Source organism: Bradyrhizobium sp. 40, assembly GCF_023100925.1.
Lineage (GTDB): Bacteria > Pseudomonadota > Alphaproteobacteria > Rhizobiales > Xanthobacteraceae > Bradyrhizobium.
In genome coordinates, this window is the sequence record NZ_CP064688.1 from 2,120,239 (window position 1) to 2,140,892 (window position 20,654).

At 63.3% G+C, this 20,654-nt stretch carries 21 protein-coding genes; 4 read left to right on the top strand and 17 right to left on the bottom strand.

Annotated features, from left to right (window positions below):
• Positions 1-58 precede the first annotated feature (58 nt).
• Together IVB40_RS10145 and IVB40_RS10150 are read left to right on the top strand one after the other, a co-directional pair.
• A complete protein-coding gene (locus tag IVB40_RS10145) occupies positions 59-556 on the top strand; it encodes a ferritin-like domain-containing protein (RefSeq protein ID WP_026234016.1) in 498 nt (165 codons plus the stop codon).
• A gap of 108 nt (positions 557-664) precedes the next feature.
• Positions 665-925 carry a hypothetical protein gene (locus tag IVB40_RS10150; protein WP_247818783.1) on the top strand — a complete coding sequence of 87 codons (261 nt, stop codon included), beginning with the start codon at positions 665-667 and terminating at the stop codon, positions 923-925.
• Positions 926-949: 24 nt separating this feature from the next.
• On the opposite strand, the gene IVB40_RS10155 is transcribed toward IVB40_RS10150, so the two are convergent.
• The 15 genes from IVB40_RS10155 to IVB40_RS10225 form a co-directional block, all read right to left on the bottom strand.
• Complete coding sequence (locus IVB40_RS10155; protein ID WP_247818784.1) at positions 950-2,017, bottom strand: UDP-glucuronic acid decarboxylase family protein; 1,068 nt, start codon at positions 2,015-2,017, stop codon at positions 950-952.
• A gap of 11 nt (positions 2,018-2,028) precedes the next feature.
• Positions 2,029-3,153, bottom strand: a complete 1,125-nt coding sequence (locus IVB40_RS10160) for a glycosyltransferase (protein ID WP_247818785.1) — start codon at positions 3,151-3,153, stop codon at positions 2,029-2,031.
• On the bottom strand, positions 3,150-4,238 hold the full coding sequence (locus tag IVB40_RS10165; protein WP_247818786.1) for a glycosyltransferase: 1,089 nt from the start codon (positions 4,236-4,238) through the stop codon (positions 3,150-3,152). The genes IVB40_RS10160 and IVB40_RS10165 overlap by 4 nt, the downstream gene beginning before the upstream one ends.
• Positions 4,235-5,365 (bottom strand): glycosyltransferase, encoded by a 1,131-nt coding sequence (locus tag IVB40_RS10170; RefSeq protein ID WP_247818787.1) that lies wholly within the window; start codon positions 5,363-5,365, stop codon positions 4,235-4,237. The genes IVB40_RS10165 and IVB40_RS10170 overlap by 4 nt, the downstream gene beginning before the upstream one ends.
• On the bottom strand, positions 5,362-6,465 hold the full coding sequence (locus tag IVB40_RS10175) for a glycosyltransferase family 4 protein (protein WP_247818788.1): 1,104 nt from the start codon (positions 6,463-6,465) through the stop codon (positions 5,362-5,364). Before IVB40_RS10175 ends, IVB40_RS10170 begins: the two co-directional genes overlap by 4 nt.
• On the bottom strand, positions 6,462-7,748 hold the full coding sequence (locus tag IVB40_RS10180) for a TIGR04295 family B12-binding domain-containing radical SAM protein (RefSeq protein WP_247818789.1): 1,287 nt from the start codon (positions 7,746-7,748) through the stop codon (positions 6,462-6,464). Before IVB40_RS10180 ends, IVB40_RS10175 begins: the two co-directional genes overlap by 4 nt.
• Positions 7,745-8,809 (bottom strand): GDP-mannose 4,6-dehydratase, encoded by a 1,065-nt coding sequence (locus IVB40_RS10185; RefSeq protein WP_247818790.1) that lies wholly within the window; start codon positions 8,807-8,809, stop codon positions 7,745-7,747. Before IVB40_RS10185 ends, IVB40_RS10180 begins: the two co-directional genes overlap by 4 nt.
• Positions 8,809-9,921, bottom strand: coding sequence for an NAD-dependent epimerase/dehydratase family protein (locus IVB40_RS10190; RefSeq protein ID WP_026234015.1), 1,113 nt, complete (start codon positions 9,919-9,921; stop codon positions 8,809-8,811). Before IVB40_RS10190 ends, IVB40_RS10185 begins: the two co-directional genes overlap by 1 nt.
• A 209-nt stretch (positions 9,922-10,130) precedes the next feature.
• Positions 10,131-11,336 (bottom strand): phosphopentomutase, encoded by a 1,206-nt coding sequence (locus IVB40_RS10195; RefSeq protein ID WP_247818791.1) that lies wholly within the window; start codon positions 11,334-11,336, stop codon positions 10,131-10,133.
• A complete protein-coding gene (locus IVB40_RS10200) occupies positions 11,324-12,277 on the bottom strand; it encodes a beta-xylosidase (protein ID WP_247818792.1) in 954 nt (317 codons plus the stop codon). The genes IVB40_RS10195 and IVB40_RS10200 overlap by 13 nt, the downstream gene beginning before the upstream one ends.
• On the bottom strand, positions 12,274-13,041 hold the full coding sequence (locus IVB40_RS10205; protein WP_247290777.1) for a TIGR04290 family methyltransferase: 768 nt from the start codon (positions 13,039-13,041) through the stop codon (positions 12,274-12,276). Before IVB40_RS10205 ends, IVB40_RS10200 begins: the two co-directional genes overlap by 4 nt.
• Positions 13,038-13,847, bottom strand: a complete 810-nt coding sequence (locus IVB40_RS10210; protein WP_247818793.1) for a nucleotidyltransferase family protein — start codon at positions 13,845-13,847, stop codon at positions 13,038-13,040. Before IVB40_RS10210 ends, IVB40_RS10205 begins: the two co-directional genes overlap by 4 nt.
• 2 nt (positions 13,848-13,849) lie before the next feature.
• On the bottom strand, positions 13,850-14,953 hold the full coding sequence (locus IVB40_RS10215; protein ID WP_247436229.1) for a glycosyltransferase: 1,104 nt from the start codon (positions 14,951-14,953) through the stop codon (positions 13,850-13,852).
• A complete protein-coding gene (locus IVB40_RS10220; protein WP_247818794.1) occupies positions 14,950-15,549 on the bottom strand; it encodes a histidine phosphatase family protein in 600 nt (199 codons plus the stop codon). The genes IVB40_RS10215 and IVB40_RS10220 overlap by 4 nt, the downstream gene beginning before the upstream one ends.
• Positions 15,549-16,649 carry an inositol-3-phosphate synthase gene (locus IVB40_RS10225; protein ID WP_247818795.1) on the bottom strand — a complete coding sequence of 367 codons (1,101 nt, stop codon included), beginning with the start codon at positions 16,647-16,649 and terminating at the stop codon, positions 15,549-15,551. Before IVB40_RS10225 ends, IVB40_RS10220 begins: the two co-directional genes overlap by 1 nt.
• A gap of 358 nt (positions 16,650-17,007) precedes the next feature.
• Here IVB40_RS10225 and IVB40_RS10230 point away from each other — a divergent pair, with 358 nt between their 5' ends.
• Both IVB40_RS10230 and IVB40_RS10235 read left to right on the top strand, forming a co-directional pair.
• A complete protein-coding gene (locus IVB40_RS10230; RefSeq protein WP_247818796.1) occupies positions 17,008-17,295 on the top strand; it encodes a hypothetical protein in 288 nt (95 codons plus the stop codon).
• A 12-nt stretch (positions 17,296-17,307) separates the two neighbouring features.
• Positions 17,308-18,258 carry a hypothetical protein gene (locus IVB40_RS10235; protein WP_247818797.1) on the top strand — a complete coding sequence of 317 codons (951 nt, stop codon included), beginning with the start codon at positions 17,308-17,310 and terminating at the stop codon, positions 18,256-18,258.
• On the opposite strand, the gene IVB40_RS10240 is transcribed toward IVB40_RS10235, so the two are convergent.
• Entirely contained in the window at positions 18,233-19,015 is a 783-nt protein-coding gene (locus tag IVB40_RS10240; protein ID WP_247459908.1) for a Crp/Fnr family transcriptional regulator, read from the bottom strand. The genes IVB40_RS10235 and IVB40_RS10240 overlap by 26 nt on opposite strands.
• A 636-nt stretch (positions 19,016-19,651) precedes the next feature.
• Positions 19,652-20,602 (bottom strand): AraC family transcriptional regulator, encoded by a 951-nt coding sequence (locus IVB40_RS10245; protein WP_247818798.1) that lies wholly within the window; start codon positions 20,600-20,602, stop codon positions 19,652-19,654.
• Between the last annotated feature and the right edge of the window lie 52 nt (positions 20,603-20,654).

Sequence of the window (20,654 nt, forward strand, 5' to 3'; positions counted from 1 at the left end):
ACGATCCACCGAAACTGCGGTTGGCGGCGACAGGGCCCCGTGAAATGGAGAGCATGAAATGACGAACGCAGCCCGCGATACATTCGTGGTTGGATTACGCAATGCGCATGCGATGGAAGTGCAGGCGCGAGAGTTGATGGAGCGCCAGTCGGAACGACTGGACGAATATCCCGAAGTCAAGGCCAAGGTTGCCGCCCACCTTCAGGAGACCAACGAGCAGCTGAAGCGGCTGGAGAGATGTCTGGAAGCCTGCGGCGAGAGTACCTCCAGCCTCAAGGATACGACGCAATCCATGATGGCGAACATGCAAGCGATGGCACACTCTGTTGCCGGCGACGAGATTCTCAAGAATACGTTCGCCAACAATGCCTTCGAGAATTTCGAGATCGCTGCCTACAAGTCTCTGCTCGCCCTCTGCGGCGCCGCTGGTTTCGCGGAGGCCAAGGAGCCGCTCGAGACATCGCTGAAGGAGGAGCAGCGCATGGCCGCCTGGATCGACTCAAACGTCGAGAAGGTGACGATGGAATATCTGGCGCATCAGCGCCAGGCGGCCTGATCGAACATCACACCCGCAAGGGCGAGACCAGCGGCTTCGGCCGCTGAGTCGCCTGCGTTCTCATATGGGCTCGCACGACCGAAACCCTCTCATCCGCGTTTTGCTGCAATGGCGCACATCATCTTCAGCGACTACCGCAATCCTGCTGCCGAACAGGCCTACGAGATCGCATGGGACTTTCTGGCCCGCAGCGGGGCGATCCACGATGAGTTCGAGGCGTGCGTATTTCTTGCCCAGCGCATCACCATGATGGTCGAGGAAGGGCAGGCAAACCGAATCCGGATGGCCAATCGCGCGATCTCCGAATACCAGTGCCATCTCGAGAACCTCTGCAAGCCGGCCCGTGGCGCGGCTGCTTCACGCGCTTGAGGGCTCGCGCGGGTTCGTGGGCTGTTACTGCCGATCTGCGATCGTGAGCTGGCCGCGTGCCCCGGTACGTCCGCTCCTCCGCGGTGCAATGGCCGGGACCAGTGCTGGCGCTTCGCCGGCCATGCGCATGGCGAAATAAGCAATCGTCGCGCGAAGACCATCCTTGAGCGCCACGCGCGGGCGCCACCCCAACACCTTCACGGCCGTGTCAATGACGGGCTTGCGGCGCTTCGGATCGTCTTTCGGCAGCTCCTCGAACCGGAGCGGGGAGGCTGATTCCGTATACGCCAGCACGTCGCGCGCGATCGCCTCGATCGTAACCTCGTGCGGATTACCCAGGTTGCACGGTCCGGTGACTGACGATGGGCTCTCCATGAGCAACTGGAGGCCACGCACGAGATCGTCGACGAAGCAGAAGCTCCTGGTCTGCGTACCACCTCCATAGATCGTGATCGGCTCTCCGCGAAGCGCCTGCACGATGAAGTTGGAGACCACGCGCCCGTCGTTCTCCAGCATCCGGGGGCCGTAGGTGTTGAAGATGCGCGCGACCTTGATTTCAACCCCGTACATGCGATGGTAATCGAACATCAGCGTTTCGGCGGCCCGCTTGCCCTCGTCGTAGCAGGCCCGGGGCCCGATCGGGTTGACGTTGCCGAGATAGGATTCCGGCTGCGGATGCACTTCGGGATCGCCGTAGATCTCGCTGGTCGATGCCTGCAGCACCCGGGCGCCTTTCCGCTGCGCGAGCTCCAGCATGTTGATGGTGCCGAGCACGCACGTCTTCATCGTGCCGACCGGATCCTTCTGGTAATGACGGGGCGACGCCGGGCAGGCGAGGCTGTAGATCCGGTCGATGTCGCCCTCGATCTCGACGGGATCCCGCACGTCGTGTTCGATGAAGCGAAAATTCGGATGATTGAGCAGCGGCCGAATGTTGTCGGTCGTCCCCGTGAAGAGGTTGTCGAGGCAGATCACGGTGTGGCCGCGCTGCAAAAGCGCGTCGCAGAGATGGGATCCGATGAAGCCGGCGCCGCCGGCCACCAGAACGGTGGGAGAGCGGCGGGATGCGTTGATGCGGGTCTGAACTGTCATGGTGCTGCCTTTCAGATTTGAGCGACCTGCATGGGACGCGAGGCGGAAAGTTGCGGGGGTTTCCGGCGGCGACGTACCGATGCCTCGGCATAGTAGGTCTCCACTTGCCGGGCGCGGTGGTCGGAGGTGTGGTCGGCCAGAACGCGGCGCCGCGCGTTTTCCGCGATCGTGCGCCTTTGCTCCTCGGGCATGTCGCGCAGGATCTCCACGACGTCGCGGGGGCTCGATGCGAGCAGGATTTCCCGGGAAGGCTCGAAGACGGTCTCGATTCCAGGCCACCGGTCCGAGATGACGGGCGTGCCGCACGCGGCCGCTTCGAAAAGCCGAACGCTGGGCGAGAAGCCGAGCGCGCGCATGTCGGCGCGGGTGGCGTTTAGCGTAAAGCGTTGCTGTGCGTAAAATCCCGGATGATGTCTGGGCGTGAGGTGCTCGAACCGGGCGACATTGGCGGGCCAGACCACCTCATCAGGGTATTGCGCCCCGGCGACGACGAATTGCTCGCGTGACAGAGTGCGAGCAGGGGCGAGCAGCAACTCCTCCAGAACCGGTTGCCGGTCCTCGCTGTAGGTTCCGAGATAGCCCAGTGCCCATTTCTTCTCGGCGCGTTGCGGCGCGTAGATGTCGGTGTCGGCACTGCAATACAGCACCCGAGCCAACGGACTGCCATAGTTCTCCTCGATCATGCCGGGCACCGGGCCGCCGGCAAAGGACAGATAAAGGTCGAAGCGCGGGATCATCGCCGCGGAGAGGTAGTCCAGGCCCTGCTCGAGCTTCGCAAGCGTGACCGGCGTGTCGATGTCGTAGAAGGCGGTAATCCCCCGGGCGTGGGTCGTGATCCATTCGGAGATCGCGATGCCGTCGGGCACGTAGGAGCCGATGACCACCAGGTCGGCATCTCGGATCATCTTGCCGAAACGCTGCGGGATGTCCTTCAAGGATTGATAAAGCTCGACGGCCCAAGCGGAAGGCTTGGCAAGATCACGATGCTCGCGATACCAGGGGGCGTCGCGTTCGAGAAATGTGACGTGGTGACCTCGTCGTGCCAGGGCTTCGATCAGGGCGCGGTAGGTCGTGGCATGGCCATTGCCCCAGGACGAAGTAACCGAAAGACCGACGACGACGATGGTGAGGTTCATTCTGCTGCCTCGATTCGCGAACTGCTTGCGGCAAAGAGATCGTTGAACTTGCGCGCGCGCTGCCGGTAGGTGTGATGGCTCAGAATGCGCGCACGAGCGCGCGCTGCGATGGCCCGAGCCCGGTCGGGGCGCAGTGCGGCAAGATGCTCGGCGACCTCCGCCCCGCTCGCGGCCACCAGCACCTCGCGATCTGGCTCGAGAAAATGATCGATGCCGTCCCACTGGTCGGTGATCAGGCAAGCTCCGGCACCGATGGCCTCGAACACGCGCGTTGGCGGCGAGAAGCCGTAGCGCGCCATGCTGTCGCGATTGACGTTCAGCGTAGCGAGACCGGAGCCGAAAAACGCGTTGTGGTCGCCGGTCCCGACATGCCCGACCTTGTGCAGATTGGCTGGCGTGTCTTTGGAATCCCACCCCGATCCACCGAGCACGAACGTTTTGTCGGGCAATTGGCGTGCGACATCGATGAAGAACCGCTCGACGCGCTGCTCGCGATCGGGCAGGCGGTTTGCCAGCAAGCTCAGATCGCACGTGAAGTGCGTATTGGGCGGCGCCGGAAAGTGCGTGGCGGGGTCGAGCGCATTGTAGATCGGCACGCAGTCTCGCGCGCCGATGCCGCGATAAGCGGATACGACGGCATCGCCGCCGCCATAGGTCAGAACCATGTCGTAGGACCGGATCGCATGGCGCAGATGATGGTCTGGATTGTCCGCCACCGACTCCAGCGTCGCGGGGGCATCGACGTCCCAGTAGATGCGCATTGCATTCGACGGGACGTCGGCGACCGCGTTCTCCAGCTCAAGATCGAAGACGCCGACGCCGCTGGCCTTGACCAGCATGTCGGCCGAGCGGGCGGCGTCCTCAAGCGCGCTTCGCCAGCCGTCGGGCGTTGCGGCGTAGACCACCACCTTCGCCCAGTCCGGATCGTCGATGTCGCGATGAGCCTGGCGCTCGAAGGCATCGGGCTCGAAGAATGTGACGTCGTGGCCGAGCGCCGCGATCTCCTTCAACATGCCGCGGTAATAGGTGGCGGCACCGTTCCAGTAGGATGAGACGAGGCTGGATCCGAAGAAGCAGATCTTCATGCGGAGGCTCCGATATATCGCAGGGGCTGTGTGGAGTGGCGTGAGGCCCGGAGGTTCTGCACGATGCCGACAAGCTGTTCCGCCCGATGACGGCAGGTGTGATGCTCCTTGATCGTCCGGAATCCGGTCTCCACCGTGGCGGACCATAAGTCCCGGTCGTCGAGCAGCGCACGGAGCGCCCGCTTCATCTCTGCGCCGTCGGAGGCACTGAGATAGGCACCTTCCGGGAACAGTCCTTCCTCATCTGACCAGGGGGCCGAGACCAGTGGAATGCCGCACGCCATCGCCTCGAAGACGCGAATGGTCGGAATGCCCGGAAGCAAGCGGACATAGGGGCCGCGGGGGACGTGGACAGTCGCGCGCGCGCCGGCGAAAGCAATGGGAGCCCAGTGCGCGGGCAGCCAGCCGCCATACCGAATACCTGCGGCCTGAATGGTGGCGAGGGCTGGGTCCGAATAGCGGACGCCATAGACCCCCGCGCGCAGCTTCAGCTCGGCCACGGGTTCGACCAGAAATTCGTTGAGCTCGGCACTGCGTTCGCCGTCGCCCCAATTGCCGATCCAGACGACATCGTCGGTGCGCTCGATATGCGGCAGCGGATGATACAGGGCGACATCGGCCGCCTCGTGCCAAGTAAAGGCCCGGTCGGCCCAGCCGAGCTTCAGATAGATTTGGCGAAGCACCTCGCCAAAGGCGAGCACACCGTCGAATCCGTCGAGGTCGAACTGCGCAAGTTCGTCCGGTGCGCTGACGGCGCGATGATGGGTGTCGTGGAACAGCAGCGTGAACGGAGCGCCGCGAGCCCGTCTCGATCCGATGTCTGCGATCAGATCAGGCGAATTCCATTCGTGGACGACGACGAGATCGGCGCCGTGCAACGCCTCATCGAGATCGAGGCAGGCGTCGTAGCGACGGATGCCGATGCCGGGAAACAGTCTTGGAATATCCTCCATCGTCTGACTACCACCCTCGCGGATCGCATTCAACCGGCTCCAGCCGTCGATCGGCTCGAACACGACGACCTCATGACCGAGCGCGTGAAGTTCGCGGGCATAGCCACGCAGGAAATGCGCATTGCCGTTGTTCCAGCAGGAGGTGAACGCGTGGTAGAACAGAACGCATTTCATGCACGGACCTCCATGGGGGCGGGCGCGTGATGGACGGCAAGCAGCTCCTCGTACAGGCTGAGATAGGCGCTCGTGGTTCGGGTCAGCGAGTAGGTCAGGGAATGCTCGAAGGCGGCACGTTGCAGCCGCACCCGCTCGCGATCGTCGGTGCACAGACCTGCGAGCGCTCGATGCAGCGCCTTGCTGTCGGTGGGATCGACGAACAGCGCGGCCCCACTCCATAATTCCTTGAAGGTCGGACTGTCGGACAGGACGAGGGCACATCCCGCGGCCGCGGCTTCCAGAACGGAGAGGCCGAACGGCTCATAGAGCGCGGGGCTGGCGAAGATGGCAGCGTGCTGCAAGTGCGCGCGCATGGCTTCGTGAGACAACTGCCCGAGCCAGGTGACGGAAGCCGAAGGGCACTCATCCGCCGGCCCGGCGACCTGAACGGGCCAGTCCAGTCCAGGCGCCGCGGCCGCCAGGACCTCGATGTTCTTGGCGCGGTCCCAGAGCCGGCCCGCTGCAAAGATCATGTCTTGCTTCCGTCCCGCGAGGCCCTGAGGGTCAATTCCATTCCAGATCACGATGCCGCGCGAGCGAGGCCGATAGATTTCCGCAACGTCATCGTGGAAGGACTGGCTGGGACAAACCCAGGCCTGTGCCGTGTCGAATGCGGCCGTCACCCGTTCGGTGTAGCCGCGCCATTTCGGTTCACCGAGCCAGCTCGTATCGCGGCACGCGAGCCCCCAGGAGTTGACGCAGGAATGCGCGACGACCACCACTGGAGCGCGCCAGGCGAAGTTCGCTTCGCGAAAGCTGTTGAGGTGAACGACGTCAGGCCGGATTCTGGATTCGAGCTTCGCAAGGACGGGCCTGGCCTGGGACAGATCTTGTCCTTCCGGATCCTGCCATTCGAGTGCAAGGTCCGTTTCGATCAGGCGGACCCGCGAGCCACGCAGCATCTCAAGCTGGCCGGCCCGCGCGCGGGGGCCCATCATCACCAGGGTGACGTCGGCGCCCTTCGCTGCAAGGGACGACGCAAGAGATGACGAATAGGTCCAGACGCCTCCGACGGTATCGGTCGTCATCAGGATCCGGAGCTGCGAGCTGCGGCTCATGATGCCACCTGCAGTTCGAGAGTCTCGAGCGGGACCGGGCGATCGTTCTGCACGTCGCTGAACTGGTCGAACATCGCGAGATAGTGCCGGTGCGCGCGCTCCCAGGCGAAATCGTCGGGCTCGCCCCACAGCTTCCGATAATCCGGCGAGCCTGGATAGGGATACAGCGGGACCGGATCGTTGGCCCAGATGCCGGCATCCTGCATGGTGCGGCGCCAGCGCTGCACGATGGGGTCATCGTCCTCGGGGACTTCGATCAAATTGGCCTGCACGAAGGGGACGTGACGGCGCGCTTCGACCAGCCGTTCGGCAAGCTGGTCGGTCGTCATCTTGCAGTTCTTGGCGAGCGCGGCGCGGCCCTCGACCGTGAGGCTCTCGATGCCGGCTTCAATCGAGACGCAGCCGGCGCGGCCGAGCAGAGCCAGCATGTCCGGCTTCCAGAGGTCTATGCGGGTCTGCACCCCGAATTTCAGCCCGCGTGTGGCGAGCCCTTCCAGCAGTTCCGCGTTCGGTAGGAAAATCTCGTCGATGAAATAGACATATTCGATGCCTTGACGGCGCAGGCCCTCGACCTCTTCGAGAACGATGGTGGCAGGCCGCTTGCGGTAAGCGTTGCGGAAGTTCTCCTTGGCGCAGAACGTGCAGTTGTACGGACATCCCCTGGACGCCTCGACCTCGGCGCCCGGCGCCTGCGGCTCGGCTTCGAAACGGTGGTGGTGATGGTGGTGCCGCCGGATCATCTCCTCCGGCCAGTCAAGCGGCGGCTGATCCTTGAATGCGACGGCCTGCGGGCCGCCATTGACGCGGAGCGAGGCGCCATCGGCAAAGCACAGGCCCGGGAAGTCCCGCTCGCCATTGGCAAGACGCAGCAAGGAGGCCTCGCACTCGCCCATCACGACAATGTCGGTGCCAAGCTTTCGAAGCGCTGCCCTTGGCACAGTCGAGCCATGGGGGCCCACCGCGATAAGGATCGGAGCCAGATCTCGCACCGCCATCGCAAGCTCCTGCGGAACGCGGAGCTCGGGAGGGGCGCAGCGCCAGAACAGATAGGTCGGCGCCGTCGTGATGACGATCTGGTCGGGGCCGAACGCGCGCAGCTCGGCATGGATATCGGCGAGAGAAAGGTCGAACATGTGGGCGTCGAGCAGCAGCGTCTTGTGCCCGGCCGCCTTCAAATAATGCTCGGAGATCCCAAGCTCGAGCGGAAGGTGAGGGGATCGGCAGCCGAAATAGATGCTGCCGCCAAAATCCCAGTTCGGGTTGATGAGGGCAACACGCGTCATGCCAGTGCCTCGCGGTTGCCCTGTGACGATCCGAACCGGCCGTCCAGCCAGGTGTGCAGGGATCGGAGGCCGTCTGCGAACGAAACCTGAGGCGCCCACCCGAGCGCGCTGGAGAGCGCGTGCGTGTCGGTCACGTACCAGGGCTGATCGCCGGGCCTCCAATCGGCAAAGCGATAGGCCACCTTGCGGCCGGTCAGATCGGTGATGCAGTCGATCAATTCCAGCAGACTGATCGCGTTGGCCGGACCGCCGCCGAGATTGAAGACGCGTCCACGGGCGAGCGCGATGCCATCGAGCACGGCGAGCCAGGCCGAGACCGCGTCGGAGACGTGAAGCGCATCGCGGACCTGATGGCCGTCGCCATAGATCGTCAGCTCTTTGCTGCGGATGGTGCTCAGCAGGAAATGCGCGATCCAGCCCTGATCCTCGGTGCCGAATTGACGGGGCCCATAGATGCAACTCATGCGCATCACCACGGTCTGCAGGCCGTACACCCGCGCATAGTCGTGGACGTATTGATCCGCCGTTCCCTTGGAGCATCCATAGGGACTGTAGAAGTCGAGCGGCGCATTTTCCGAGATGCCGGCGGCGAGCAGGCCGCTTGTCGGCGTGTAGCGGCGGCCGGTGAGCGCGATCTCGCCATCGTCGATCAGGCGTCCGTAGACCTTGTTAGTCGAGGCGAACACCACCGGCGCGGCGTTGTTGTGGAGGCGCACGGCTTCGAGCACGTTCAATGTGCCCCGCGCGTTGATCTCGAAATCGGCGGCCGGATCGCTCACGCTGTCGGTGACGGCGACCTGGGCGGCCAGGTGCAGCACGGCGCGGGCTTCGCGTACGGCGTCGATCACCGGGATCGGCTCGCGAATGTCGGCCACGGTGATTGTGACCCGGTCGCCATGCCGGGACTTCAGCCACTGCGCATTCTCCCGCACGCCGGCGCGGGCGAGGTTATCCAGGATCAGCACCGGCTCGCCGCGCTCCGCGAGGCGGTCGGCAAGGTTGCACCCGATAAACCCGCAGCCGCCGGTGATCAGGACGGGTCTGTTGTCTCGTTCACTCATCACGCGACCAATCCTCGTTGCTGCAGCTCCTTGGTGGCCCGCTCCGCCTGATCGTCAGCGATCTGGTCGGCGAGATATTCCGCCAGCTCTTCGAGCCCATCCCTGAATGCGACGCGAGGCTCGAAGCCGAGCACGTCGCGGGATTTTCCCATGTCGGCGAAGCAGTGCCGGATATCTCCTGCGCGATATTTCCGCGTCAGCTCGGGCGCAATGTCGCGGCGCCCCATGACTTCGGCCAGATCCTCCGCGACCGACAGAATGGTGCGGCTCTGGCCGGAGCCGACGTTGAAGACGTCCTGCGCGTGCTCCGCCTCCAGCGCCATCCGGCAGGCGCGGGCGACGTCATGGACATGGACGAAGTCGCGGCGCTGCCGGCCGTCCTCGAAGACGAGGGGAGGGCGGCCGTTGAGCAGCCGGGCGGCAAAGATGGCCAGCACGCCGGTATACGGATTGGACAGGGCCTGACGGGGTCCGAACGCATTGAAGAATCGTAGCGCCACCGTCGGGATGCCATAAGCCTTGCCTGTGATCAGGCACATGCGCTCCTGCGCGTATTTGTTGAGCGCATAGATCGAGCTCAGCGAAGGCTGCTTTGTCTCCGGGGTCGGAACAGGATCGAGCGGATTGCCGGCTGCATCGCGCAGCTCCCAATCGCCGCGGCGAAGCTGCTCGACGGCCCGCTCCTCGCAGGCGACCACGCTCTGATCGGCGCTCCGGTAAAGGCCCTCGCCGTAAATACTCATGGACGAGGCAACCACGAGCCGCGCGACCGGGCGTTTGGATAGTGCCTGCAGCAGCACGGCAGTACCGAGCTCGTTCGTTCTGACGTAGGGTTCGATGTCGTACATGCTCTGGCCGACGCCGACTGCTGATGCGAGATGCAGGACCATGTCCGTGCCGCGCAACGCATGATCGACCGCGAGAGCGTCGGTGACGTCACCGACGACGAGCTCCGCGTCTTTGGCAAGGTAGGCGGGACGCTGGCGGTTGCCTCCGTGGACCTGCGGCGAGAGATTGTCGAGCAGGCGGACTTCATAGCCGGCCGCCAGCAGCGCGTCGGCCGCATGCGATCCGATGAATCCGGCACCTCCAGTGATCAATACTCGCGTCATTCACCGCTCCGTGCCGCCGTGAGATCGATCCTGCGGGATCAATCCGTGATGAGAATGAAAGCGCGCTGCTGTTCTGGTCGGGCGACCGGCGCGCCAGTCACATTTGGGAGTAGAAGCGATGCAAGGAATGTTCGTTCCTGCGAAACCTACAAACGAATATTTCCCTAACCTGGATCAATAACCCAGGTGAATCTGGCGGGTGCAGCGGGCTAGAAATGCACGCCGTGACCCGGCGCCCGCAGTTCGAGATGCCTAGCGACCGCTGCGCCGATGTCCGCAAATCCGGCGCGCTTGCCGATCGAAGAAGTTGAGCGCGGGCTCCATGCCAAAATCGGCACTTGTTCCCGCGTGTGGTCGGTACCGCTCCAGGTCGGGTCGCAACCATGATCGGCCGTGATGATCAGGAAATCATCGTCGCGCAGGCGGTTCAGCAGATCCGGAACGCGCGCATCGAATGTTTCGAGCGCCGCTGCATAGCCCGCGACGTCGCGCCGATGGCCGTACAGAGTGTCGAAATCGATGAAGTTGGCAAACAACATCCCGCCCTCTGCGAGAGAGGCCAGCCCATCGAGCGTGGCATCGAACAGCGCCTGGTTGCCATCGCCGCGCAGGTTCCTCCCGGTCCCGCGATGAGCGAAGATGTCGTCGATCTTTCCGATCGTGACGATGTCACGGCCTGCGCTTTCGGCAAGATCGAGGATCGTCCGCTCCGGCGGCGGGACGGAAAAGTCCTTCCTGTGCGATGTCCGCTTGAAGCCACCCGCCGACGTACCGACGAAGGGACGTGCGATGACGCGTCCGATGTTGAGGGGATCGACCAGTCCGCGGGCAATGCGGCAGACCTCATAGAGGCATTCGAGTCCGAACGTCTCCTCGTGCGCTGCGACCTGAAACACGCTGTCGGCCGATGTATAGCAGATCGGTTCGCCCGTTCTGATGTGATGCTCGCCGCATTCGGCGATGATCTCTGTGCCGGAGGCGTGACAGTTCCCGAGGATGCCGGGCAATCGCGCCTGTTCGCACAGGCTCTCCATCAAATCGCGCGGGAAGCACGGCTTGGTTCTTGGAAAATAGCCCCAGTCGAACGGCACCGGCACGCCGGCGATCTCCCAATGACCGGATGGCGTGTCCTTGCCTTTGGAGATCTCGCTCGCGCAGCCAAATCGCGCGTGCTCAGGACGGCCATCGAGCCCCGGCGGCACGCGCCCGGTGGCGAGACGGCAAGCCTGGCCAAGTCCGAGCGCAACCAGATTGGGAAGCCGAAGCGGCCCCTCCCGGCTGGGTCCGTCGGCAGTGCCGGCCATGCACATCTCGGCAATGTGGCCGACGGTATCGGCACCCTCGTCGCCGTAATTGATGGCATCCGGCGCAGCGCCGATCCCGACGGAGTCCATCACCAGGATCAGGGCACGCATGTCGGCTCCGAGATGGCCGGGCGCGAAGACGCTGCGGACGGCGCGAGTCCGGTTTTCGCGCAATAGCGTTCGACCATCTGTGCGCAGAAATCCGCGAACTCGTTGACGTCGAGCGGCGGGCTGGTGTGATGAGGCTCGATACCTCGATGTTCGGGGGTGAAGCAGAAGGTCACGGTGACCTGAAACTCGGCCAGCGCGTCCATCTGCCGATCGAACCAGGCGAGCGCATTGGGACGGAAGCTGTCGGCCCAGGACAGGCCAGTCCTGAGATGCTGCACGCCGAGCCGGCGCATCCAGCGCACGGCGTCATCGAGGCGGTGGTCCTCGAAGTGAAACCACTGGCACAGGCCCATCGCAGGTGCATATTGGCTGAACAGGCCCGCGGCAGCTTTCGGCGTGCCATCCTCGCGCAGCAGCCCCATATGGAAATGCCGATAGTAGGAGGAACCTTCAGCTTCCTTGTGCCGCGTCGTCGCCTCCCAACTGGAAGGAAGATCGTAGAGGCTGTACCAGTGAATCCGCGGCGCCCGGCCAGTCAACAGCTCGGCGGTCCGCATCAGTCCCCAGGCCTGCACCTCCTCGGCACCGAAGGACGAGACTCCCACCTCGCTCACCCACACCGGCAGCGAAGTGACGGCCTTGATCTCGTCGATCTTGGCCGGCCATTCCGCGATCTGCCACAGGTTCCAGTCCAGCGGAAAGCCATGCACGGCCACGGCATCGACATGATCGAGCACGCCGCGCGCCTGCATGTTGCGGATGAAGGACGGATCGATCGGCGATATGCCGCCGAGCACACGCGGGAGTGTGGGATGCGCGCTGCGGATCGCCTTTCCCGCAGCGAGCGCCAGGCTCGCGAACATGGTCCAATCCGGATCGATCAGGATGTCCCAGTGCGACTTGTTGTTGGGCTCGTTCCAGATCTTGGCGGCTTCGATCATCGGCCGGTCTCCCGCGACGGATAGACCGGACCTTCCGCCTGCGGCCTTGCTACCCGCTTGCATAGATAGACTTCGTCTTCCGGATGCGCCGCGATCGCAAAGCCGGCGCTGCGCAGCATGGCTTCGGCGCAGGCGCGGTTCGGCACCCACCAATTGGTGGGGTCGTCGGCATATTTGTTCTCGATGAAGTGCAGCTTTGGATAGCCCGGGGAATCGAACTGATCGGTGGTCCAGAAGTCGTAGTTCTTGTCGACGCAATCCACGCGGCTGTCGCCGCGCTGCATCGACTGGAACAGCAGGAGATCGCCGGCCACGTGCTCGTGGATCAGATCGAGTGCCAGCAGAGGGTGCCGCAGGTGGTAGAGCACGCCCATGAAGATCACGAGATCGAACTTTTCGCGCAGCTGTCCGACGTCGTAGGCTGACATCTTGCGGAATTCGATCCTGAGCCCGTTCACCTCGGCCGCGAAGCGGGCTTGTGCGAGATATTCGTCGTCAGTGTCCAGGCCGAGGACGCGCTCGGCGCCGCGCCGCTTCATCTCCATGGCGTAGAACCCGGCGTTGCAGCCGATATCGAGCACGGTCTTGCCCTCGAGGCGGTCCGGGATGATCCCGGAGAAGCGGCGCCATTTCACGTTGGGATAGTCGCCGAGAAAGTGTGAAGGCGCGGTCGGCACGCCGTTCAGGTCCAGATTGTGAAACCATGGCCCGAGCGCATCGATGCGCTGGCGGATTTCCTCGCGGGAGAGGGCGCCTCTGCTCATGCGGTCACTCCATTGTTCATTGCGTGGGCCGGGCGGGCCGCCTCCGGCGAACCGCCGGCCAGCAGTCGAGAGCGTCCGTTCCCGACGGAGCTTTCGGCGAGCAACGCCATTGCCGTCCGGTAGCCGTCGATGGTGCCGACGTCGACATAGGATTCGCCGGCCTTGACGCCGAGACCCTGGCCGCCGGCCGCGATGTAGGCGTTGACGAGCGTCCCGAAATATTCATCCCGGCGCTCGCGCTTCGTCCACAGCGACTGTAGCTCGCGAAATCCGTTGCCGGACATCTTGAAGGCGCCCCATATCCATTTCGACGCCGCATCCGGCTGCTTGACCTGGATCTCCGTGACGCGATCCCCGTCGAGCACGACGGCATCGAAGAACTCGGGGTGTTCGACCGGAAACAGCAGAAACGACAGGTCAGCGGCCGGCAGCGCCTGCAGGGCGGCCTTTGGGAACCAGACGGTATCCGGAAGTCCGACCAGGATGTCTTCGTTGTGGCCAACCACCGTGCCCGCCCTGAACACGGCATCGCACAGCCCCAACGCATCGGGCTGCACGACATAGGCGAGTTGAGCGCTGCCGTAATGATCGCCGAAATATTCGAGGATGTCCGATTTGCCGGGGGAAATCACGAAGCAGATCTTGTCGGCACCCCCAAGGATCAGCCGCTCCAGCAGATATTCGGAGACGGCGCATGGACGATCGATGCCGTCGTCCCGTTGGCTTCCGACCGGAAGCAACTCCTTGGAGAAGGCGAGCGGCTGGATGCGGCTGCCGCGGCCCGCGGCCGGAACGATGCCCCACATGATCAGGCCTCCTCGGGTTGCTGTCGGCGCGCGCCGAGGGATGCCGTCTGCTCGAGCAGCGAAATCAGTTCGGCAGCGCGCTTGTCGGATGTGTGCTGATCCATGGTCCGCTCATATGCGCGCCCGGCGATGTGCTGAAGGTCGGCGTCGGCCATCGTCAACGCAGCAAGCGTGTCCTTCGCATCGTGTGCGATCAGGATTTCCTGGCCGGGTACAAAGAATTCATCGAGTCCCGGCCAGTCGTCGCTGAGGAGCGGGGCCTTGCAGGCAGCGGCTTCGAACAGGCGGCCGGAGGGACACCAGCCCATCTCCGCCATGGCGCGGCGCGTGACGTTGAGCGTCAGCCGGGACGACGCAAAGAACGACGCGTGCTCAGACGGCGGCAAGTGCTGCACGAAGTAGATGTTTGGCGACCAGGGAAAATCTTCCGGGTACTGTGCACCCCCGATCAGGAAACGCCGATCCTGCCTGTTGCGTGCGGGTTCGACGAACAGAGCCTCGAGCGCGCGCTGGCGATCCTGCGAATATGTGCCGAGATAGGACAGATCCGCACGGTAATGCGGCTGCGACGACACCGGTCGATGGGTGTCCGTATCGACATGGCCGTAGAGCGGGCGGACATTGCCGGCGCCGAGCCTGTCGCGAAATTCGTTGCAGATGCGTGGACCGCCGGTGAAGCTCAGGACCAGCGCGAAATCCCGCAGGCCCCGCGGCCCGATATAGGGAACGGCCTCGCCGGCCATGAGCTTCGCCAGCGTGACCGGCGTGTCGAGGTCGTAGAACACGGGCACCGCGTGGCCCTCGGACAGGGCAAGTTCCGTCGCGGCGATCGCGTCGGGACAATAGGAGGTCACGATCGCGACATCGGCATCACGAATGTCGCTGCGCGCCAAAGGAAGTACATCGTCCCAGTTCGAGAACAGGCGCAATTGGCCGCCGGGCACTTCGTGCAAATCCCGCGCGCCGGCGTAATAGGGAACGTCGCGCTCGAAAAAGACGACGTTGTGGCCGGCTCGCGCGAGATGCTTGCAAAGCCCTCGCCACAAGGTGGCGTGACCGTTGCCCCAGGATGAGGAAATTGTCAGGCCGAAAATCACGATCTTCACGCTGGCACCCGCTGATTGATCCCGGTGATCTTGAGTCCGCGATTGTCCACGCTGAGGGTGCTGACGCTGCCGGGGTCGATCTCGATCGAGAGGAAGTCGTCCAGCTCTTTCCGGGAATAATGCAGCAGCGCCGCGCGGATCGGTTCGGCGTGGCTGACGGCGACGACGACTATGCCGCTACCATGATCGTTGCGCAGCTGCTCCAGATGGGCGACGACGCGCCTCTGGAGCGACCGCATGCTTTCGCCGCCCGGCGGGCGGTTCGTTCCGCGTTGTTCGTTCCAGCGCGACCATCGGGGGTCTCGGGCGAGTGCCTCGAACGACAGTCCGGTCCATTCGCCGTAGTCGAGCTCGTCGAGTGCCGGCACGATCTCCACCGGCAAGCCGAAGCGTGCGGCCAGGATGCAGGCCGACTGCATGCAGCGCCGCTGCGGGCTCGACTGAACCATGTTCGGCGGCGGCGTGAAGGTATCGGCACATCGCGCGATTTCCTCGCAGCCGAGATCATCGAGCTCTACGCCTTTGATCCGGCCACAGAGCGTGCGGCCGAGCAGGGCATGATGCCCGTGGCGGATCAGATGAATGATCTTCGCCATCAGGTGTACGCCTTGTCGTCGATGAAGGCGCGCGTTCGCCGTCCGGCTTCCTCGTCCGTGAACTGCTGAGGCGGCGACTTCATGAAATAGCTCGAGGGGCCCGTCAGCGCGCCGGCTTGCCCGCGGTCCATGGCAAGCTTGGCGCAGCGGACCGCGTCGATCACGACGCCCGCCGAGTTTGGAGAGTCCCAGACCTCGAGCTTGACTTCCGCGCTCAGGGGAACACCGCCGAACGTCGTGCCCTCCAGGCGGATAAAGGCCAGCTTGCGGTCGGTCAGCCACGGCACATGGTCGCTCGGGCCGACATGGATATTATCGGCATCCATGGGCACGTCGAACTGGCTGGTCACGGCCTGGGTTTTGGAGATCTTCTTTGATGTCAGCCGCTCGCGCTCGAGCATGTTCTTGAAATCGGTGTTGCCGCCGACATTGAGCTGGTAGGTTCTGTCCAGCCGCACGCCGCGTTCGCGGAAGAGATTGGCGAGCACCCGGTGCAGAATGGTGGCGCCGACCTGGCTCTTGATGTCGTCGCCGACGATCGGCAGGCCTGCATCCTCGAATCGCCGCCGCCAGTCGGGATTCGAGGCAATGAAGACCGGGATGCAATTGACGTAGCCGCAGCCGGCCTCGATCGCGCGCGCGGCGTAAAATTCGCTCGCGTGCTGCGAACCGACGGGAAGATAGGACACAAGCACGTCCGTGCGCGAGGTCGCGAGCACTTCGGAGACGTCGGCTTCCGGGACATCCGCGATCGGGACGTCGTCCTTGAGATAATGGCCGACGCCGTCCATGACCGGCCCGCGGCGGACCACGACGCCGGTGGGCGCGACGTCGGAGAAGCGGTGCGTGTTGTTCGGCGCTGCGAAGATCGCCTCGGCCACGTCGCGTCCGACCTTGCCGGCATGGACGTCAAAAGCCGACGCGACCTGAATGTCGCTGATGTGGTAGCCGCCGAGATCGGCGTTCATCAGCCCAGGCACCGGCTCGTTCGATTTGGCGTCCCGGTAATAGGAGAGCCCCTGAACGAAGGAGCTCGCACAATTGCCGACACCGACGATGCCGACGCGCACGCGCCGCCTGTCCTGAAGACGAGAATGCATGGATCTAGGCCCTCCGGAAGGCATTGCAGCGGCTAAGGCATGCAGCGTTGAAGAGATGCAGTGTTGACGTAAGTACGTCGGCGAACGTGAGGAACGTATGTTCGTTCCTGAACTCACGGCACTATGTCCGCCTCACGTCGGATTTCAGCCAAAAAAACTTCACGCGCTTAACCTGGGATAGAATCCCCGGCAGTTTGGCGGGAACGAAACGCTTCATGATGAAGATGAAGAAGAAGATGATGCTTTGAGAGAGTCCGGCCTGCGAAAGAACAAATCCTCGCGTCCGGCGTTCACGGCGAAACAGTCTGACGCGAGGGCCGATCCGTCGCTCGGTCCTTGTCAGGAATCGAGGTGTCACATGTCATCCAAATCACAAACCAGCGAAGCCCAGCAGACCACCAGCCACAACGTCATCCGGAAATGGGCGGAGGAGCGCGGCGGAAAGCCCGCGACGGTCAAGGCCACGGAGGGGGACGGACACGCCGGTATCCTGCGCATCGATTTCGATCCGCCCGACGACGGTCTCGACCGGATCAGCTGGGACGAATTCTTCGCCAAGTTCGACGAGGCCGGCATTGCCTTCCTTCACCAGGACCACACCAAGGACGGTAAGCCGAGCCGCTTTCACAAATTCGTGCGGCGCTAGCTGGATCACCACGTGTCGGGCAGCTGGACCGAGGCGATGCGGGCAGGCGAATTCGAACGCGCCTGGGCGATCAACGATCGCGATCTGGCAACGTTTGCGTATCCACCCAAGCATACCGGGCCTCGTCACCTCCAGCGCATCTGGCGCGGCGAGGAGCTGAGGGGCAAGGATGTACTGGTCCGCTGTTACCACGGGCTCGGCGACACCATCCAGTTCCTGCGCTTCATGCGACCGCTTCGTGACGTCGCGCGCCGCGTCACGGTCTGGTGCCAGGGCGAGCTTCTGCCGCTGGTCGAGCGAGCGGCAGGCGTCGATCGGGCTTTTGCGCTCCATGATGGTGCACCTGAGATCGACTTCGAGGTCGATATCGAGATCATGGAGGTGCCGCATGCCATAAGGGCGAGGCGGGAGCACGTCGAGATGCGTGCATCTTACGTATCGCTGCCGCGGGCGGTCGAGCAAGTCCGAGGTCTTGAAGTTGGAGCTCTTGCCGTCGGCCTGGTTTGGGAAGTCGGCAACTGGGACAAGCGAAGGACCATCCCGCCATCCCTGCTAGGGCAACTTGCCGTTCCCGGAGTGACGCTCTGCTCGCTGCAACGCGGGGCCGGAACGTGCGAACTGGCCGAGATCGACGCGAAGGACGTCAGCACGCCTGACATTACGGTTCTCGGTCGTCTCCTCCAGCGGCTCGATCTCCTCATTTGCGTTGATACCATGGTGGCCCATCTTGCGGGAGCGCTCGGCTGTGACGCGTGGGTCTTGTTGCATGCGGATTGCGACTGGCGCTGGCCGTCATCCGAGTCCCGTTCCCTTTGGTATCCGAGCCTGCGGCTGTTTCATCAGAGGACATCAGGCAATTGGGATGACGTCCTTGGAGAGGCGCGGGAAGCCCTGATTGCACGCTCCGCAAGTTTCCAACGTGTCGTCCGAAAGGGGCTCAAGCGAGCGCAAGGTCCGCCGTAAGTGGCCGGAGCCGCAATGACGACGCATCGTCGCGGCTGGACTGAATGCCCAGGTAAGTCGGATCGAATCTTGCGAGCCGCACGAGTCCCGGCCAGTCCGTAATCGTTACCGTCTTACCCTGCCATTGCAGGAGGTTGCATCGTCGCAGCTCCTGAATCGTGCGGTTGGCGTGGACCGGGGAGATGCTGCATGCTGCCGCAAGGTCCGATTGGGTAAAAGGTGATGGCAACCTGAGATCTCTCGCCAAGCCGACGCTTTGCAGGCGGATGGTGATCTCGCACAGCAGATGCGCCACACGCGTCAATGCATCACGGCTACCCAGGTTCACTGTCCAGTTGCGCTGAATCGCGTGGCTGGTGAGCAGCATCAGCAGCAATGCGCGAGACATAGCGGGCGAACGCGCGGACAAATCGCGGAAGAAACGGTGTGGCACGAGAGCGACGATGGCGGGGCCAAGTGCGATCAAATTGCCGTCAACGCGAGGACGATAAAGCGTGTGCAGATCGGCGATGTCTCCGGGAACATGGATTGAAGTGATCTGCCCGTCTGCACTCTCTGCATCCTGCCAAGACAGATATCCCTGAAGGAGCAGACAGCACTGAGTGGCATCATCGCCATGCCGCAAAACGGCCTGGCGCGAACTGAGATGCGCGATTGTGCTTGCCATGTCCGCGAGCAGGTGGAGATCGTCGGCCGTTACGGGAGTGAGGCTCGCCAACCGGTCGGCGAGCTTGGAGAACGCAAATCCTGCCTGCATTGGTCGCCTAACAACTCAGAACCCGTCCCCAATCTGATCGATGAGAACGACAGAGCGCATTAAACTTTGATAGTTTCACTCCATGCAGGTCATGTTTGTCTGCCCATGCGCCCGGAAGTCGGAGGAACCATCGGTCTAAATGGTTCCGGAACAGTAGACGGCGCATGCGATCGTCCTCAAGGATCGGACGATTCGGGAACCGGAAGCGCGAGGAGCGCTCAGGCGAAGCATCTGTGTTCTCGCGGCGGGATCCGCGGAGATCGCGCTAGTCATGCTCATACTGTTCCGAGAGAAACTGATTGATCGCGTCGAACGCCTGCAACCGGTTCTTCTCCAGCAGAACCATGTGCGTGCCTTCGCCGATCTCGACCCATCGCCGATATTACGCGTGTTTGTGCGCACCGAAATCGGCGTGCGTGACGCGTCCCCTACTCCAGGTCCACGCCGAGGGCACTGGGCGTGCCTATCAGCTGGTCACATGCTCCGCTGTGCGAGGTAGACAAGAGGTGCGATTCCGACCGTCCATGGCGGTTTTGACCCGCCACGGCTCTCGCCGCGACGGCGACGCATCATTTCCTGATCGTCCCCTATGGAGGCTCGTTCTGAAACTTGACGCGTGCGCAATCAATTGGCTTGTCAGCGTTGCCGCCATCGCGCAGGCGCCAGGCCGAATTCACGCCTAAACGCCCGGCTGAATGCTTCTCCGGATCCGTAACCCACTTCCTCTGCGATTTGGTCGATGGGCTTGCGTGTTTCTCGTAGGCTCACCTTGGCTGCCTGAAGCCGCCAGATGGTCAGATACCGGATTGGTGGCACCCCGATCAGGGTTGTGAAGCGGTCGACGAAGGCGCTCCGCGACATCGAGACTTCGCTCGCGAGGGACTCCGCGGACCACGGCAGCCCGACGTTATGATGAATGGAGGCGAGCGCGCGTCCGATTTGCGGATCGGCAATCCCCTTCAGCCATCCCCCATCTTGATCGGTGTATGTCACGGAATACTGGCGCATCGCCTCTACGAACAGCAGTTCGGAAAGCCGAGACATCAGGTTTGACGAGGCGAACCTGCCGGCCGTCAGTTCGCCGGCTGCATATCGCACTGAAGCCTCGATCCAGTCGCGTGCGACGCCCTCGCGAATGTCGAGCTTCAGCACTCTTGGCAGGGCCGCGATCAACGGATTATAGGTTTCCTCGCTGCCGAGAAACCCGCACACGATTTGCGCCGGCTCACCGCCTCCGCCGTGCAGAATTTTTGCCAGCCCTCCATCCGCTGAGGGCTGAATGAGATGACGCGCGCTTGTGGGTACCAGACCCGCGTCGCTGGCCAGCGTATGAACATCGTTTCGCGGCAGCAGTACGATTTCCCCGGCCCGCACTTCAATGGTGGGTTCACCATCGACGCTGAGCAGCAATTTTCCCGCGATGACGAAGTGGTATGCGATCAACAGCGACGGCTTGACCGCGAAAGTCCCGCAGTCCTCAGCGAGGATCTGGGTATGCACGCTCCACGGCGCGGTGAAACGCGCATCCAGAAAAATGCCGCCAGTCAGGCGAACCGATCGAAGCACTTCTGATAGCGGATCGATCATTAGGCCAATCTCAGATTTGGACGATCGGTCAAGTGATACGGCCGGGCGATCA